The organism is Streptococcus infantis (assembly GCF_047464715.1).
GTDB lineage: Bacteria > Bacillota > Bacilli > Lactobacillales > Streptococcaceae > Streptococcus > Streptococcus infantis_S.
Genome location: NZ_JASHBJ010000007.1, coordinates 34497 through 51775 on the forward strand (window position 1 = coordinate 34497; position 17279 = coordinate 51775).

Genomic DNA, 17279 nt, shown 5'->3' on the forward strand with positions numbered 1-17279 from the left:
TTCGATAGATTTCGAATCTCTCTTAAGGGGTGACTTTATTTTATGATGCTGACGATTTCCGACTATCTTCTTTTCTAATTATTCTAACATTACTTCGGGAGTTTATTAAAATGAGAGAATTACTCAGTCAAAAAGAGCAAAGGCAATTAAAGATTTTAGAATATTTGTTTGAAAATCCTGACTGGATTTACCTAGATGATTTATCTAAAACCATTGGACACAATGCTCGCATCATTAAAAGTGATATCAAAGAATTACGTGAAATCTTTCCTGATTTTGATATTCGACACTCAACTGCGGGGATAATGATGGTGAATACGAAAAATAATGGCATTGAGCGAATTTACCAATATTTTTTACAGACGTCTGAATATTTTCAAATTTTAAAAGCATTTTTCCTTTTGGACAGCCCCTTTACCTATGAGCATCTTGCCCAGTCTCTGGATATTTCCCTTCCTTCCTTGCGAAAGAAAATTGCGGATATCAATAAGACACTTGATGGAACTTACCGCTTTAAGCTCAAGGTAACCCCAATATCTATCATTGGAGATGAAAAAGATATTCGATTTTTCTTCTCCCAATTTTTCCACGAAGCTTATAATTTTCTGGACTGGCCCTTTGAGGAGGTTAAGGAAGAAAATATAAATAATTTTGTCTCTTTCTTCATCAATTTGGCGAAATTCCCTGCAAAATATCAAAATCTTTACCAAATCAGAACACAGGCTACAGTCGATTTGCACCGAATGAAGAGAGGATATTTCGTTCAGTTATCAGAACAAAACATTTCCTGGTTAAATCCTATTTTCGACCAACTACCCGATTTTCAGCATCAGTTACAAGAATTGGCCCAAGGACTTAACATTGATATCAATCCGGAAAATCTCTATCAAATCTTCAGTCCATTTGCTGAACCTAGCCTCTTCTTCACAGTCGAAGACTTTCTAGCTGCTCGTCAATCTGACGAAAAAGTTAATTTGTCCTATCATGCTGCACGAGACATTCTGGACAACTTGACTCGAAGATTTGGTGTTCAATTTTCAAATACGGATACCTTGATTTGGAATCTGCATAACACTGCCTTGCTTGAGCGAAGAGAAATCAACTCCGAATCGATCATTTCACAAAATAAAGACTATACACTTGGAAAGATTAAAAAATTCTTCCCTAATTTTTATGAAGCAACAGTCTTTGAAATGATGCGCTATAAGAATATTATGGGACAAAAGGAGAAGATACCTGCTCTTTCTCACCTAATCTACACCCTATTTACCCACGCAGAGGGGCTTACAGATCAATTGTTTGAACATAAAAAGAAAGTCAAAGTCTTAGTTCTCAGTGAGTATGACTTTGCTCATCCAGAATTCTTGATATCTCTCTACGAATTCCATACTGCAAATAACATCCAGTATGAAACTTGGGATAAAGAAACCCTAAATATCGAAGAAATTAGGCAAAGTGACTATGACGCTATTATCACTAATTTTGATATTAAAGAAATTAATAATAAGCGAATCATGAACATTAGCCGACTATCTATTCTACAAGTTGTCAACGAACTTAATAAAATTTCTATGCAAGATTTATAATAAAAAAAGTCTAGTTAAACTAGACTTTTTTGTTATTCTACCGTTACTGACTTGGCAAGGTTACGTGGTTTGTCCACATCGAGTCCACGGTGTAGGGTTGCAAAGTAAGCGACTAGTTGCGTTGGTACGACCATTGAGATTGGCGAAAGGTAAGGGTGTACGGTCGTAAGAACGATATCGTCTGTATATTTGGCAACATTTTCTTCTGCGATGGTGAGGACCTTAGCACCACGAGCTGCCACTTCTTGGATATTCCCACGAGTGTGGTTGGCAAGGACTGGGTCTGACAAGAGGGCCAAAACAGGTGTTCCATCTTCAATCAAGGCAATTGTTCCATGCTTGAGTTCTCCAGCCGCAAAGCCTTCACATTGGATGTAAGAAATCTCTTTGAGCTTGAGACTGGCTTCCATGGCTACATAGTAATCTTGACCACGTCCGATATAAAAAGCGTTGCGTGTTGTTTCAAGAAGGTCACGAACCTTAGCGTCAATCATTTCTTTCTCTGAAAGAGTTGATTCTATAGACTGGGCTACGATAGACAACTCGTGAACTAGGTCAAAATCTTTGGCTTTTTCGTTGCCATTTGCTTCACCAACTGCTTTTGCAAGGAAGGCAAGGGCTGCGATTTGGGCTGTATAGGCCTTGGTTGAAGCTACGGCAATTTCAGGGCCTGCATGAAGCAACATAGTATGGTTAGCTTCACGTGACAGCGTTGATCCTGGCACGTTTGTCACTGTCAAGCTTGGGATTCCCATTTCATTGGCCTTAACCAAAACCTGACGGCTATCAGCTGTTTCACCAGATTGGCTGATAAAAATGAAAAGTGGTTTCTTGCTGAGAAGTGGCATCCCATAACCCCACTCAGATGAAATACCAAGTTCAACGGGCGTATCTGTCAATTCTTCCAACATCTTCTTAGAAGCAAATCCTGCATGGTAAGAAGTTCCAGCAGCAAGGATGTAGATACGGTCTGCGTCTTGAACAGCCTTGATAATAGCTGGGTCTACCACTACTTGACCCGCCTCATCTGTGTAGGCTTGGATGAGCTTACGCATAACTGTTGGTTGCTCGTCGATTTCCTTGAGCATGTAGTAAGGATATGTTCCCTTACCGATATCAGATAAGTCAAGCTCAGCTGTATAGCTAGCACGCTCACGGCTATTCCCATTATAATCTTGAACATCGACACTATCAGCTTTCACAATTACTAATTCTTGGTCATGGATTTCCATGTATTGGTTAGTTTCACGAATCATGGCCATGGCGTCTGAGCAAACCATGTTGTAGCCATCGCCAAGACCAATCAAAAGTGGTGATTTGTTTTTGGCCACATAGATGACATCTGGATTTTCAGAGTCGATCAAAGCAAAGGCATAAGAACCACGGATGATGTGAAGGGCTTTTTTGAAGGCTTCAAGTACTGACAATCCGTCTTCTTCAACAAATTTTCCAATCAAGTGAACGGCGATTTCTGTATCTGTTTGTCCCTTGAAGTGGTGACCTGCAAGGTATTCTTCCTTGATTTCAAGATAGTTTTCAATCACACCATTGTGCACCAAGACAAAACGTCCTGTCTCAGAGCGGTGTGGGTGAGCATTATCTTCTGTTGGTTTCCCGTGAGTCGCCCAACGAGTATGTCCAATACCAGTTGTCCCCTCAACGTCTGCTGTCTTGGCAGACAATTCTGCAATACGACCAACAGCCTTGACCAGATGGCTTTCAGCACCACCTAGAACAAAAATTCCAGCCGAATCATAACCACGGTATTCGAGTTTTTCAAGTCCTTGAATCAAAATATCAGTTGCATTTGTGTTTCCAACAACACCAACAATTCCACACATAGTATATACGACACAGACAAGCTGTGCTTTCTCCTTATCGAAATTGGTATAGTCTGATTTTCTGTTTTTAGAATCAGTGAAAACAGTATATACTTGTTTCTTTCACTTGTCAAGAATAAAAATTGGTATAGCTCAATTACTTTTAAACCGCAAACAAAAAACCATTCAAGAAATAGCTCTTGAATGGCTGGAAATGATAGTTGTCTGCGATGTTATTATTGCAACAACATCTATCTAATACGAGAGTCTTTACTGATGATTTCGCATAAGCCCAAGATAAGCATAGGTTCGAGTACATGGACAATCTTTTTCCATCTTCACCCTAAAATAAAACCGATGTTCCCTACCGTCCTTGGCATTTTCCTTGTTCAAGACAAAGTAATTCTTTTGATTGATAGCCATGGTTCGCAGAATATCGTCAATCAGAAAAGTCAGAGGCACATTCATGGCAGAGTATTTTTGGAAATCTTCTTCAAATCGGATATAGTCATCTGAAAAATAATCCATCTGCAATTTATTTTCGTATAGCTCTTTTCTAGTCATGAACTTCCTCCTGACATAATTGGATTGCGAGAATATCATCTACCCTTATCAATCTATAACCCTCATCAGTTCTAACAGAGATTTCTTGAGGAGACAATTCTCTTACTTCACCAAATATCCTGCTTTTGCCTTCTTTTTCTCGAAATACAAAGCAACCTTTTAGTCGCCCGACGTAGAGCTGGGAAAGCAGCAATAACTTCTCGACTGGATTCAAATCTGTCGATAAATCCACACGATTTTTTTCCTCACTGAGCGAAGTCGTATGCTCTGATAAAAAGAAGCCCATCCACTTCTGCATCCCTGAATCCTGATAGTCCCTCGCGGATTGAAAGGGCAAATAAGAACGATCAATCATTTTAGTCCATCTAACCCTCCAGCAGAATGCCCTCCGATCAGCTTACTTCTGGCAATACTTCTAGACGCATCTTCTAAGGCAGTTGCCTTCAAGAGAGAAGTAAATCCGAATTGCTCTCGAATAGAATCAATGGCCGTCTGGAGTCTTTCTTCTTTTTCTACTTTGTCAACATCATCAAAAAGGGAAATCAAAGCAAAGGATTCATCCACAAATCCTGAATAACTGATGGCAACACTCCTAACAGCACCAGAAGTGTATTTACTATGGAATAATTTCAGCACATAGCTGACCAAAATACTGGTGTTATTGGTCGGCTCAATCTTCATCTGGGTATGGATGGAACGTTTTTGTTCCTGCTTAGAAAAACCAAGATGAATAGATACCACTGTCGCCTTTTTACTAGCTCTTCGAAGTCTGATAGCCACCTGCTCCGCCATCTCTCGGAGTATAATTTCGATATCTCGCTGTTTGACATAATCTCTCGGTAAAATTTGTGAATTGCCCAAGCCGTGAGATTTGGCTTTATAAGGTTTATGAACATTACTCTCGTCTATCCCATTGGCATGAAACCACAGGCGCAGTCCAGCTTGACCAAGTTCTTTCTTCAGGATATCAGGATTGCTATTAGCCAATTCCTTAATCGAATGAACCCCCAAACCATTCAAGCGCTTCTCCATCCGACGCCCAATCCCCCAGAAGTCAGTCATCTTGGAAATACCCCAAACCTTATCTTCCACATCTTGGTAAGACCAGTTAGCTCGCATGGTTGGTGTTCGCTTGGCTTCATTATCCAAGGCCAACTTAGCAAGCAGAGGATTGGCATTCGACATGCCGACCGTCGAGTAAATCCCTGTCTGTCGCCAAATATCCCTCTGAATACGAGCCGAAAGCATATCCAGCTTATCTTTACGAGAAATCTGCTGGTCTGGGACAAAATAATTGAGCGAACTAGTTAGGTCAATAAAGCCTTCATCAATTGAATAAGGATAAATATCATCTGGACTGCCATAGTTCTGAAAGATTCCTTGGATTTCCATATTAACTGCGATATACTTATCCATCCGAGGAGGAACAATCACGGTTACTTGGGCCCAATCTTCGATAAATTTCACATAGGCTGGATCTGTCCGCAAGCCTTGTTTCTTGGCATTGTAGTAGGAAAATTTACGCGTCTGGATATCAAAGGGCAGGTCATAGGCACGACCGACATTTGCTTTCCCAAAGACCTTTTTGAACATAGGTGAGGAGGCAAGAATCAGCCCAACAGAATTATCCGCTCGACTCATGACACAAAGGGAGGTTTTGAGGGGATGGAGTCCTCTTTCCACACACTCAACACTGGCATAAAAGGACTTCATATCAACAAAGGCAATATCACTTTTGGGCTCTCTGGAATAATCAAAGTAGCCCATAGACTATCCCTCCATCGGTACAAAATTACCTACGATAATGCCCACAATTCGCGGATCTTCTTCGTAAGAAATGTGAATATCCTTGTATTTAGGATTGATAGAGACCAGACGCAGACCATCTTCTTCACGGTAGACCCGTTTGATATAGGTCTGGTTATTGCAAACCACTGCATAGACAGCTCCGTCATAATCAAATCCTGTCTCTCGAATCAGAGCCACGGAACCATTTTGATATTTAGGTTCCATAGAATCCCCAGACACCCATGAAGCAAAATCGTGAGCCAATTCTTCATTGAAGTAAACCGTATCAAAGTTTCGATCATCATAAACCGAAGCTCCGATACCAGCCGACATGCGTTCATAGACGTGATACTCGTAGAGTTTTTCTGAAATAGCAGTCACCTTCTTGGCTTGTTCTTCTTGAGCCAAATTACGGGCATAGACTACCACCTTTTCTTTCCCTTGGTTCGAGAGGCTATTATAGAGACGGACAATTTCGATTTGGGTGAAATAGCCTTTTGGTACTTTTAAAAGATCTTCTAGTTGAGCAACCTTCTCTTTAGAAGGCTCCTTGACTCCGCGTTCCCAAGCTGAATAAGCCTGAAAACTAATGCCAAGCTGCTCTGCAATTTCTTTCTGTGTTAGCTTTAACTCTTTTCTCCGAGCTTTGAGTTTTTCTGGTTGGTACATGTTTTACCTCCTAGCGTGATGTTTTCATCGTAGGTTGACTTTGTTTTCAAAATTCAACCATTTTGGTTTAGTTTTATTATATAAAAAAAGTAGACGAATGTCTACTAGAAATGTTGAGGTTTGGCAAACGGCTGGTAATGATGATGCTATAGATTCCTTATCTCAAATACTGCCGTATTAATCCACTCGTTATTCATTTGAAAGTCATTTTCTATGATTTTACTAAAGGTAAAACCATTTTTTAAAAGCACTCTCTGAGAAGCCAGATTGTACGTTGCCGTCCCCGCAATAATCTTATGTAAACCATAAGTAGTAAAGGCCTTTTCTAAAACGAGTTTAACCGCTTCGCTGGCATATCCTAAATTAGTAACATTTTCTCCAATCCTATATCCAAGTTCTGCTGTTTTTCTATCCTTCCCTAAAACACTTAAATTGATTCTTCCAACCATAACACCTTGTGTATCTCTAATAAGATGCATGTAGACATCATGATTCTCTTGTTCCCTTAACAATTCCCTTGTAATTTCTTTAAAACTTTCTGAATCAAAATAGTGAGCTGGTCTAGGAGGTAAACTTCGCTCAAAATACTCTCTATTTTCTTTTTCAAAAGAATAAACATCTATGCTATTTTCTTCAGACATCAACTCTAAACTTATCATTGTAAACCACCTCCTATCATTCTATAAATTCAAATGTAGTCATGTTCACACAAAGTGATATTTACAGAATTTACAGAGCTATCTTAATTTATTCATATCGCATCTACATTATAACACAACATACTATGAAGAAAAATAATATCCATCAAGGTCCTCATAAATTCCAACATCTTGCTAAACAAGCTGGAAACACCTATGGAAGCTATTTTTAAACCCACTTGCTTCATCTTCATAAAATGATAATGACTTACAAATAAAGAAGAAAACCATCTCATTAATTCTGAGATGGTTGATTATTTAGTCTACTTTATAAAAAACTTGTTCTGATTTAGTTGGAGCAGCTTGACCAGCAGTAAGCCTGTTTTTACTTAAGTCAGAATCTAACCCATCTATAATAAGTCCAGCAGGGTAAACACTCATTCCATACCCTGTAAAACCAGATCTAACACTGAATTCAATAGTTCCATGGCTACCCATGCTCACTTTCTCAATGTTCCCACTGTTTACTAATCCATTTTTATCGAATGTAAACTCTTGGCCAAGTCCATTTCTCCACGTTCCAACTAGAGTAGAGAAATCTCCATTTAGAATGGCTTGCTCATCTATTTTTTGTGATTCAGCATTCGTTTTCTCTTCTTGTGTCGAAAATCTTTCCTCCTCCGTGGTAGTAGTAATACTATCTTGGGAAGTCGTTGAACTAGTACTTGGTGAACTAGTCGTTATCGTACTAGTAGTAGAACGCTGTTCCGTTGTAGGAGTATTCACTACTTCTGCATCTTGCTTCTTATGATTAAAAAAGAAGAAGATAGAACTTATCAGCACTATAGGGATTAAGGAACATAACAAAATCAAAAGCCAATTTATGCCTTTTCCTATTTTCATTCATAACTCCTTTAAATTATTCTTATTTAATTATATCATACTACACTCATACAAGGAACAAAATATTGGATTTAAATATATTGTTTGGGGGAATTTTGTATTTTTAAAACAAAAAGACATCCAAGAGAAAATTCTTGAATGTCTGTAAATGTTGATAGTATCGTATTGATTAACGTTTTGAGGCAACTGACTTTGTCATGTTGCACCAATTTAGTAAGAAAGTACAAAAAAGAACACCTCGAAAGGTGCTCTTTGTAAGTATCGTAATTCTTTCGAATTAACGTTTACTATATTGTGATGCTTTACGAGCTTTCTTAAGACCTATTGAAAATATATTATTTTTATGCTAATAAAACAAGAAGGCTACTTATACCTAAAACTGTTTTCACCCAAATTAACCTTAAAATATTTGAACCTCTTGTCTGAATCTGGAATCGAGAATTCGAAGCTTTGTTTAGTTCCATTTTCCCATAAATATCTTGTTTCAAACTTAAAACCAGAATAAATTTTATCATTTTCATCATAAAAAGAAATATTTATATCTATGTAATTGATGCGATGACCTGTAGTATTTTCAAAATTCCCCACGTATCGTTTCTCTTTTTCTGATCCATTTTCAACTTCTTCAACAACAAAGTTTTTTGCATCAAACGTATCTACTAATATTCCGTAAACTCTATTAAATTCTTTAACAGCTTCACCGGATCTCAATATATCATTTAAACTATTTTTATCTTGAACAGGGATTTCACTTATTGAATTAATATCTAAAAGTAATTCATAACGTTTATGTTGGAGTTTGTTCCACTCGTTTCTAAAGATTCTATCCAAGTATTTTCGATTTATTGCCGTTTCCTTTTCATTCTTAAGGACATCAATATAGGTGTCAGCTAGTTTCTTTAACTCAGGATTTTCGAACTCTCGATTTTTATATTTCTTAAGTTCATTTAGTTCATAATCCACACAGATTCTATAGTTTTTTAGTGATTCTTTATCATACTCCCTTTTGGCAACAAACTCCCAACGTTTATCTAACCCTTTTGCTAACGAAGTTAAAAATTCATTATCATAGGTATTATTGTTGTTTTTACTTGCATTAAATATAAGCAAAAGCATTAGTAGAAGTATTGAAACTACACCTAATAGTTTTTTCCCCACACTCAATCTCTCATTTCTATCTTTTTTTCTATTATAACACTCCTTTGATTACTGTCAAACTAATAGATGCTTTTGAAAAGTATTGTAAATATAGGCCCTTTTCTATTTCAAATGAATTTCATATATTTGAGAAAAGTTGTCGATAAAAAATAACTCAAGAAAAATTTTGTGATAAGTCTTACTTTTTAACAAAAAAAAGAGCACCCCGAAAGGTGCTCTTTGTAAGTATCGTAATTCTTTCGAATTAACGTTTACTAAATTGTGATGCTTTACGAGCTTTCTTAAGACCTGGTTGGAAACACTTTTATTTGAATAAGTTTCAATATCCGCTTAAAATCAATGTTTTCCCACATTTAAAGAAAACAGAATTTCATCTAATTTGAATAACTTTCAGTTAAATGGTGTGAATTTTACCCTAAAAATACACGAATTGAGCTAGATTTTACCAAAAAGTTCACACCATTTGAATTATTATTGTTTTGTACATTTTATAATAGATATAAATTTAGAATAAATCTTAGGTATCTGATTTAGATTATAAATACTTAACAATGAACATTTAATAACTCACTTCATTTTTCAAACAATCTATCTTTCATAGAAAGTTCCAAAATAATCATTTTGTTTTGTTCCTCCAATGACATCCCAGAGGATACCAACTTTTCTTTTAAAATCGCTGAAATATATTGTATTTGATTACTTTCCACTTCGTCAACTAACGCCCTAATATCATCACCTTCAATACTCTCAAGAACATCATGTACAATAAATTTAGGAGTTACTTTATTAATTTTTCTAGCAAAAAGTTGATAAGCAATATCGTATGCAGCGATAAGGGACTTTCTAGTCCCTGTACTTGTACCTTCAGATAGTTGATCAATTGAAACTGGAAATTCATCTGTCTTGGGATTATAAAGTAAGACAGGCTGTTCTTTATTTATTCGACCTGCAACGCTCTTAAAATAACTATTAAAAATATCCATTTTTTTCTGGTATTCTACTTCATTATTTTTAACAGTCATCTCCAGTTCAGATAGTCTTTTTTCTATAGACTGTTTTTGCTCCTCAATGTTTTCTAAGCTAATAATTGTTGAATCATTTTGTACTTTTTTTATTTTTAACTCATTTAGTTGATTTAACTTATCATAATATAAATCTACTTTATTTTCTTCTACTAAGGAAATGAATTCTGAATTTTTTTCAGTCAATTCCGTCAATATATTTTCTTTATTTTCCTTTTCTCTTATCAATTCTTGAATTCTATCATTAAAATAAGACAATTTATTTCTACTCAATTGGGAATTAAATTCAACTAAATCCAAAAAAGTTTTAGTAATACTAGGTAGTAATTCTGAAATCTCTTGAAAAAAGTCTTTTGCCAGTTCTTGATTAACTATTCTTTGGGATTTCTCCTCAGCCTCTTTGATATATTTTTGTAACTGTAAAATGTCAAAATCAATTTTACTTAATTGTCGACTTATCTCCTCGTATTTTTTTCTAATATTGTTGATATGAACTCTATTTTTCTCAAATGCTTTTTTATCCACTAAATCATTTATTTCTTTTTCTAACCGATCAATTTCTTTATCAATTGCAACATTAATTTGTTTTATTTTTACAACATCACCTATAGTATTTGTTTTTTTATAATTCTCTTCCTTACCTTTTATTTTTTTTAATTCCTGTTTTAATTTACCAAGTTCTAAATCGTTTTTAGGATCTGAAATATCGAACAAATAATTATATATAGCACGATATTCCGAAATATTTGAAAAATTATCTAATACTTTTAAAAATTGAGTATTATCCTTAGTCATTAAAATCCGTACAAATGACTTTATTGTGCTTCTAAAACTTGGCTTTTGAGAACTATTTTCAAACAATAATTCATTTAAATATTTGTTAACTTCATCATATGAAGTTTGCTCACCATTAATATACCGCTTACCTCTGTTAAACAACTCTGTCTTTATAGAAACTTCTTTAGAAGGATTGTTGAAATCATCTATTAACACCATATCAGTATAGATTTTTTGATTTTCAATGAACAATCTTAATTGTTCATTAACACTCTGTGTTTCGTAATCTTTAAAAATGGCATCTTTACTTTTTGCCCCTAAACTTAAATCTAGTAGTTTTAAGCATGTTGTTTTTCCAACTTTATTATGCTTGTCAGACTTCTCCGAATCTACTATAAAATTAATTCCATTTTTAAATTCTATTTTTCTCAATACAACATCAGTATTTTTACTGATAATACTCAAACATTTAATGAACACTCTCAATATCTCCTTCATTATTAACTCTTATTTTATCTAATAGAAAAAGAAAATCTAGTGCTAAAATAAAAAAATCATAATTTAGTTCATCTTCAATTTCTTTTTGAAGTTCTATATAAAGACTTTCTATATTAACTATCTTCTTTAAGATCAAGCCATGTACAATAGCTGAGATATAAAAAATAGTCTTTTTGGGCTCCGCATTTTTATCAAGTAATAACATTATTATCCTCCATATAAATATTTGGATTTAATAATATCTGACACTCCATGACTCCATATTGAAGAAGTGCAATAATAAATTTATCCAATTCTAGGTCATCAATTTGACTAGATAAAAAATCAGGATCTCTCGCGATTCTTTCTTTGATATCATCATGCATCTTTTTCAAACATTCATCACCATTACCTACTGTCGGATTTCCTTCTGCATCAATAGGAGTATGATCCATAAAAATATTCTTTATATTTTCAACTACTCTTTGACTATCTGTGAATTCGTCTTTTAGTACCTTTTCTAGTGAAATATAGTTACCTAGACCCTCTTTAAATAATCTAATATATCTCCTAGAATTATTAAATTGTAGTTTTGCCTTTAATTCAGCTGGTTGTTCAAGTAAAAACTTTTCATCGTTTTGAGAGTGAAATCCTTCAACATATTTTAAAAGCTGAAAAATAACAGTTGGGATCAATGGACGCTGCTCAATATTTGTTATGTATAAATTTTGAGTATTATTATTGCTATGATTTCCAATACTCTGAGAATTAGCCATCTATTTCCCCCTATCACCAATATTTTGTACATTATTACTACTATTATTACCTATATTTTGACTATTATTAGAATTTTTTATAATTACTTCAATATCTTTCTTATTTTTAAGAGAAATTGCTGTAGCATATATACCAAACAACGAGCCAACTATTCCTAAAATTGTATTTACCATTTCCATTATCTACCCCCTCATATTGTATACTAAATATCCATGTAAAAATTAATTCCCCACCGTCACACTTCCCCCAGTTCTCTCAACCGTTCCTGTCCCATCTTAAACATCTCTTCCTCCACCTTACTCCATTTTCCGAAGAGGCATTCTTGTAAAACTTCTGCTGCTGAGATTTGATCTATTTCCGAATCATAAACACACGATTGGTCTCTTTGATAAATTTGAATTTGATTAAAAATTTTGTCATTTTCTAACTCTCGTAAGTTATCAACTAAATGTTCTACAATTCCATCATGGTGTTCTTTGGGAGTCGCTCTAGCTTGACTAGGGTCTAAAGCATGGAGCTCCTCATAACGTATCAAAGTACTGAGATAGGACAATTCTGGCTTGGTCGCAATCAGTGCAAGTGAGACTTGATATCCTCTAGTTGCCAATAATTGTGCCGTTTTTCTAGGAACTTCTGTTGTTCTCAAGGTGCCCTCGATTAACAAATGATAACCTTGTTTACTCAATTCATCTACGAGATATTCAACCATTTGGCCCGCAAATACTTTGGTATAATTCACACTATCTTTGCCATACTTTTCCTGTAGGTCAAGGTAGTTCGGATGAAAAGAGCGATAACTATCTCCATCAATGATAATGATATTACCTTGAAATTCCCTTTGTTTCACACGATGAATCGTTGTCTTACCAGCACCACTCTGTCCACCGAGCAAGATAGCCTTAGGCTGAGATGAGCTTGTTTTACCACGAGTTAAAGAACGAAGGAGTCGTTTGGATGCTCGTTCAAAATCATCTTGACTAAATTCTTCTAGTTTCATTAAGCCACCACCAGATGACGAGCTTGTTCTAGCATACGTTCAATGCCATCCAAATAGCCATTATATCGCTCCACATCCTCAAAAGTTGCAACAAGATAAATCTTCGTGTGAATCAAATCAGAAAGATCATCGCTCATTAGAACCCAAGGATTAGAAGCATCGTCAAATGCAATTCCTTGTTCATCTTGAAAACGATAAAGTTGCGCTAAGATATTCGCACCTCGTTCTTTAATCACTTCAATTTTCAGAGTTAACTGATAATCTTCTACTAGTGTAAGCATTTTTTCCTCCCCTACGATATCGATATAAGAAACATTAAATTCCTTGCAGATACGATCTATTAATTCTGTTGAAACTGAACTTGTCCCATTTTCATAACGACTTAGGCTATTTCGAGAGATACCAATAATCTTTGCAAACTCAGGCTGGGTTAATTTATGTGTTTTACGTAACGTTTTTATATTTTCTCCAATCATGTAACTCCTCCTTTTATTTATTTCTATTATAACATAAAAAATAAAAACGCACCATTTTTGGTGCGTTGTTGCTAATGGATAGAATACCTCATATTTAGTTATTGAAGAAAAAGTACTATGAAGCTGTTCAAAAAGTTTTTGAGAATATAAAAAAGTAAGAAAAGTATAATCGAAAACATATTGGAGATATGAATCTATGGTATACTAGTGATAATAAATAGTTATCGGTAGGAGAAATCTGGCGTGAATAATAAAAAAATAAGAGTTTTTTTGAGTAGACCTAATCCATTTACTAAAGAACAACAGTACTTTATAGAAAAATTAAAAAGTACCTTAGATAAGTACAATATCGAAAGTATAACATTACAAGCAAAAGATTATTCACCATATGAATCTCTAACTGTTTTGAATGAAATGATAAAAAGATGTTACGGTATGGTCATCTTAGCTTTTGGACATACATATATTCAATCCGGTATTTTAAAAAAAGGCGCAGTTAAGAATAAAAAATTTTTTGAAGCCGAAGAACAATCATTAGATGGAAAATGGATTACTAGTTCTTTCTGTCAAATTGAAGGTGCTATGGCAATTTCAAATAATATTCCCATTTTAATTATTAAGCAGAAAAATTTACGTATTGATGGCATTTTAAAGGATGATAAAAAAATTGTATCTGTATCAGATTTTACTTTAGAAAACACTTCACAAATTGATTTCTTTTTTGAGAATATTTTAGAAAAAGAAATATACTGTTGGAATAAATCCCTAGAGCAAACATTTAATAAAATTGAAGGAAAAATAGTATAAAGCGTTTTCTAAAGTGGTATAATGAGATAGAGTACATTTTTAGGAGAATTTAGATGAAAAGAATCTTTATAAGCTTTGCAATTGAGGATGAAAATCTTCGAGATTTACTAAAAGGACAATCACGAAATACGAACTCCCCATTTGAATTTGTGGATATGTCTGTTAAGCAACCGTGGGATTCACAATGGAAAACTAGATGTAGAACAAGGATTAGAGGCTGTGATGGTATGATTTCTATCATCACTCAGAATACCAAGCAAGCCAATGGGCAAATTTGGGAAATGAATTGTGCTACTGATGAGGGGATACCACTATTTGCAATTTATGGTAATAAAAATCATAGTGATGTAACGATTCCAAATGAATGTGGCTATATTCCTGTAGTAGATTGGAATTGGGAAATGATTAGCGCATGGATAAAACAATTGTGAGGTACAATTTATGCTAAAAAATAAGGCATTAATTGTTGGTATTGATGCATATTCTCAGGCTCCATTAAGAGGATGTGTAAATGATGCAGAGGAGATAGCGAAATTATTAGAGACAAACGAGGATGGTTCTCCTAATTTCAGTGTTAAGCTAAAACGTAATGTACAAACAAAAGCAGAGTTATTGGAGGACCTTCATTCTTTATTTAAAGAGGGAGAATCTGATATTGCACTTTTTTATTTCTCAGGTCATGGAACAGATGAGATGGCTGGTCAAATTGTAACGCCAGATTTTAATGGCTATGATATGGGAATTTCTATGAATGATATACTTCGACTAGCGAATATCTCTAAAAGTCGGAATAAAATTATCATTTTAGATTGTTGTTATTCTGGGAAGTTAGGAGATTTTAGTGCTATAGATTCCCCGGATGCTATTATTGGAAAAGGCGTTACGATTTTAACAGCTAGCAATCGAGATGAGGTTGCCATTGAAGACGGAATAACTGGTCATGGTGTATTTACTGAATTACTTATTCAGGCTCTAAAAGGTGGAGCAGCAGATGTTAGCGGAAATATCACTCCTGCTAGTTTATATTCTTTTGTAGATCAGTCACTTGGAGTGTGGGAACAAAGACCACTATTTAAAACAAATATTACAGGATTTTTACCTATCAGAACTGTTGAAGCTAAAGTATCCAAAAAGGTATTACGAAAACTTCATCATTACTTTGTGGAACCAACTTCTGAATTTCAATTAGACCCATCATTTGAATTTACCAATACACCTGATATTACTCATGAATATAAAGAGCCGTTTGCTCAGCAAACAAATGTAGACAAATTTAAAGAATTGCAACTATATGAAAGTGTTGGTTTGATCGAACCTGTTGGGGAGGAACACATGTATTTTGCTGCTATGAACAGCAAGTCTTGTCGTTTGACACCACTAGGTTTACATTATTGGAAATTATCAAGAGATAAGAGATTTTAAAAGGGAAGTGAGTAAATTGACTCACTTCCCTTTTATTATTTTTAGAGTTTCGTAATAATCTTCCTTTAGCTCTTTACGACCTGAGGTAACAGTCTCTTCTTGCCTTTTTGTAATAGGCTTAAATTTAATAATTGATTCGTCAGTACCAAATGCAATTAAAGTCAAATCTTTAACATTTTCATTAAACCAAGTATCATCGAGCTCAGTTTCCTCTCGTTTGAGAAATTGTAATTCTGTTAAGCAAGTTTTAGCAAAATGAACAGCAGAGTAATAGTATTCTTTTACTGATTCGATGTCCTTAGATATACGATATTGTTTTAATAAAAGAGCACAGTAATTTCTAGCACAATATAGATTCCCACTCTCAAAATTTGAACCATTTTTGTAATATCTTCTAGCTTGTTCTAAGAACTTACATTCTCTATTAAGTGCAAAAATTTGCTTATTTATCGCTGCAACAATACCTAGCAAGTTTTCATTTGTAGAGGTGGTTAAGTCTATTTTTTTATCAATGTATGATAAGGTCGAAAGTAGATTTTCTATGGTTATAACCTTTTTATAGCGACATAAAATGTATTGAGACAATATGTCCTCATCAAAAGATAAGTTTAAAATCTGAAGATACTTTTTCTCGGCTTCTTCAAACTGCATATTTTCCTTCAAATTTTCAGCTTCTTGAATCATAGTCCTTATCGAGTCGCCTTCTGTATCTTCGTTTTTTGACAATTGAATTAATGGTTCAATTCTATATAAATTATAATCAAATACAGGACTATCAATGTATTCTGGATTAGAATTTAAACAAGCTATTAAAGTTTTTTCCAATTGTTCCTGAACGGATTTTCTATAGTTTTCATCCGATAATATTTTCTTCCTATGATATCTTATCTGTGGACTCATTGAGATATCAAAAAATGGATATTTGCGAATCGTAATTTCCTCACAAAGAATAATTGTAGACTTAGGTTTCATTGCATGACGAAGTCCTAACTCATAGATTGCATTTTGATTCAGAGTACTTATATCAGCAATTACTATATCAGCTAAAAAAATAGATGTAATGAAATTTTTATTAATAGCTACAGAAGTAGGAACTTCATCACCTCGATATGCATTTGTGGAGTAAATGGAGTTCAAATTATTCCGTGATAAAACTGGCTTTATAAACGTAAAATATATATCATCTAAGTTTAGCTTCACCAACGTCCCAGGAATTTTCTTTACTCCGTAACCCATAACTACAAAGCATGTTTTATCATCCATTTTTCCCACTCCTACCGATAACTATTTATTATCACTATACAAAGCTCCTAAATAAGTTTATAATAGCATGATTATTGATGAAGGAGATTTTCATGGATTATAAACTTATTTCTACTTACTTAGATTATTGCAAAA

At 34.5% G+C, this 17279-nt stretch carries 19 protein-coding genes; 4 read left to right on the plus strand and 15 right to left on the minus strand.

The features are described 5' to 3' along the window. Window positions 1-110: 110 nt before the first annotated feature. Complete coding sequence (locus tag QM419_RS08570) at window positions 111-1586, plus strand: M protein trans-acting positive regulator PRD domain-containing protein (RefSeq protein WP_414278493.1); 1476 nt, start codon at window positions 111-113, stop codon at window positions 1584-1586. Between the two features lie 32 nt (window positions 1587-1618). On the opposite strand, the gene glmS is transcribed toward QM419_RS08570, so the two are convergent. The 14 genes from glmS to pezA form a co-directional block, all read right to left on the minus strand. Beyond that, window positions 1619-3427, minus strand: coding sequence for a glutamine--fructose-6-phosphate transaminase (isomerizing) (gene glmS / locus QM419_RS08575; RefSeq protein ID WP_414278494.1), 1809 nt, complete (start codon window positions 3425-3427; stop codon window positions 1619-1621). A gap of 249 nt (window positions 3428-3676) precedes the next feature. Continuing rightward, complete coding sequence (locus QM419_RS08580; RefSeq protein ID WP_414278495.1) at window positions 3677-3970, minus strand: DUF5960 family protein; 294 nt, start codon at window positions 3968-3970, stop codon at window positions 3677-3679. After that, on the minus strand, window positions 3963-4325 hold the full coding sequence (locus tag QM419_RS08585; RefSeq protein ID WP_414278496.1) for a hypothetical protein: 363 nt from the start codon (window positions 4323-4325) through the stop codon (window positions 3963-3965). The genes QM419_RS08580 and QM419_RS08585 overlap by 8 nt, the downstream gene beginning before the upstream one ends. Next, a complete protein-coding gene (locus tag QM419_RS08590; RefSeq protein ID WP_414278497.1) occupies window positions 4322-5737 on the minus strand; it encodes a Y-family DNA polymerase in 1416 nt (471 codons plus the stop codon). Before QM419_RS08590 ends, QM419_RS08585 begins: the two co-directional genes overlap by 4 nt. A gap of 3 nt (window positions 5738-5740) precedes the next feature. Then, window positions 5741-6427: an XRE family transcriptional regulator gene (locus QM419_RS08595; RefSeq protein ID WP_178894602.1), complete on the minus strand. Its 687-nt coding sequence runs from the start codon at window positions 6425-6427 to the stop codon at window positions 5741-5743. A gap of 146 nt (window positions 6428-6573) precedes the next feature. Then, on the minus strand, window positions 6574-7086 hold the full coding sequence (locus QM419_RS08600) for a GNAT family N-acetyltransferase (RefSeq protein WP_178894601.1): 513 nt from the start codon (window positions 7084-7086) through the stop codon (window positions 6574-6576). A 297-nt stretch (window positions 7087-7383) separates the two neighbouring features. Beyond that, the gene (locus QM419_RS08605; protein WP_414278498.1) at window positions 7384-7968 is read right to left on the minus strand and encodes a DUF6287 domain-containing protein; all 585 of its coding nucleotides are present in this window, start codon (window positions 7966-7968) and stop codon (window positions 7384-7386) included. A gap of 363 nt (window positions 7969-8331) precedes the next feature. Beyond that, a complete protein-coding gene (locus tag QM419_RS08610; protein WP_414278499.1) occupies window positions 8332-9126 on the minus strand; it encodes an FxLYD domain-containing protein in 795 nt (264 codons plus the stop codon). A gap of 572 nt (window positions 9127-9698) precedes the next feature. Continuing rightward, entirely contained in the window at window positions 9699-11405 is a 1707-nt protein-coding gene (locus QM419_RS08615; RefSeq protein ID WP_414278500.1) for a hypothetical protein, read from the minus strand. Next, on the minus strand, window positions 11395-11628 hold the full coding sequence (locus QM419_RS08620; protein ID WP_000925380.1) for an ABC-three component system middle component 6: 234 nt from the start codon (window positions 11626-11628) through the stop codon (window positions 11395-11397). The genes QM419_RS08615 and QM419_RS08620 overlap by 11 nt, the downstream gene beginning before the upstream one ends. Beyond that, window positions 11615-12178 (minus strand): hypothetical protein, encoded by a 564-nt coding sequence (locus QM419_RS08625; RefSeq protein ID WP_303407538.1) that lies wholly within the window; start codon window positions 12176-12178, stop codon window positions 11615-11617. Before QM419_RS08625 ends, QM419_RS08620 begins: the two co-directional genes overlap by 14 nt. After that, window positions 12179-12358, minus strand: coding sequence for a hypothetical protein (locus QM419_RS08630; protein WP_414278501.1), 180 nt, complete (start codon window positions 12356-12358; stop codon window positions 12179-12181). 56 nt (window positions 12359-12414) lie between these two features. Next, window positions 12415-13176, minus strand: a complete 762-nt coding sequence (gene pezT / locus QM419_RS08635; RefSeq protein WP_414278502.1) for a type II toxin-antitoxin system toxin PezT — start codon at window positions 13174-13176, stop codon at window positions 12415-12417. Next, on the minus strand, window positions 13176-13652 hold the full coding sequence (gene pezA, locus QM419_RS08640; RefSeq protein WP_414278503.1) for a type II toxin-antitoxin system antitoxin PezA: 477 nt from the start codon (window positions 13650-13652) through the stop codon (window positions 13176-13178). The genes pezT and pezA overlap by 1 nt, the downstream gene beginning before the upstream one ends. A 243-nt stretch (window positions 13653-13895) precedes the next feature. On the opposite strand from pezA, the gene QM419_RS08645 reads away from it, so the two are divergent. Genes QM419_RS08645 through QM419_RS08655 form a run of 3 tightly spaced genes read left to right on the plus strand, consistent with a single transcriptional unit; the run spans window position 13896 to window position 15881 of the window. Continuing rightward, window positions 13896-14459 (plus strand): hypothetical protein, encoded by a 564-nt coding sequence (locus QM419_RS08645; protein WP_414278504.1) that lies wholly within the window; start codon window positions 13896-13898, stop codon window positions 14457-14459. A 53-nt stretch (window positions 14460-14512) separates the two neighbouring features. Further along, complete coding sequence (locus QM419_RS08650; RefSeq protein ID WP_414278505.1) at window positions 14513-14890, plus strand: TIR domain-containing protein; 378 nt, start codon at window positions 14513-14515, stop codon at window positions 14888-14890. A 10-nt stretch (window positions 14891-14900) separates the two neighbouring features. Beyond that, complete coding sequence (locus QM419_RS08655; protein WP_002892291.1) at window positions 14901-15881, plus strand: caspase family protein; 981 nt, start codon at window positions 14901-14903, stop codon at window positions 15879-15881. 21 nt (window positions 15882-15902) lie between these two features. Here QM419_RS08655 and QM419_RS08660 read toward each other — a convergent pair whose 3' ends face one another. Then, window positions 15903-17144: a hypothetical protein gene (locus tag QM419_RS08660; protein WP_414278506.1), complete on the minus strand. Its 1242-nt coding sequence runs from the start codon at window positions 17142-17144 to the stop codon at window positions 15903-15905. Between the last annotated feature and the right edge of the window lie 135 nt (window positions 17145-17279).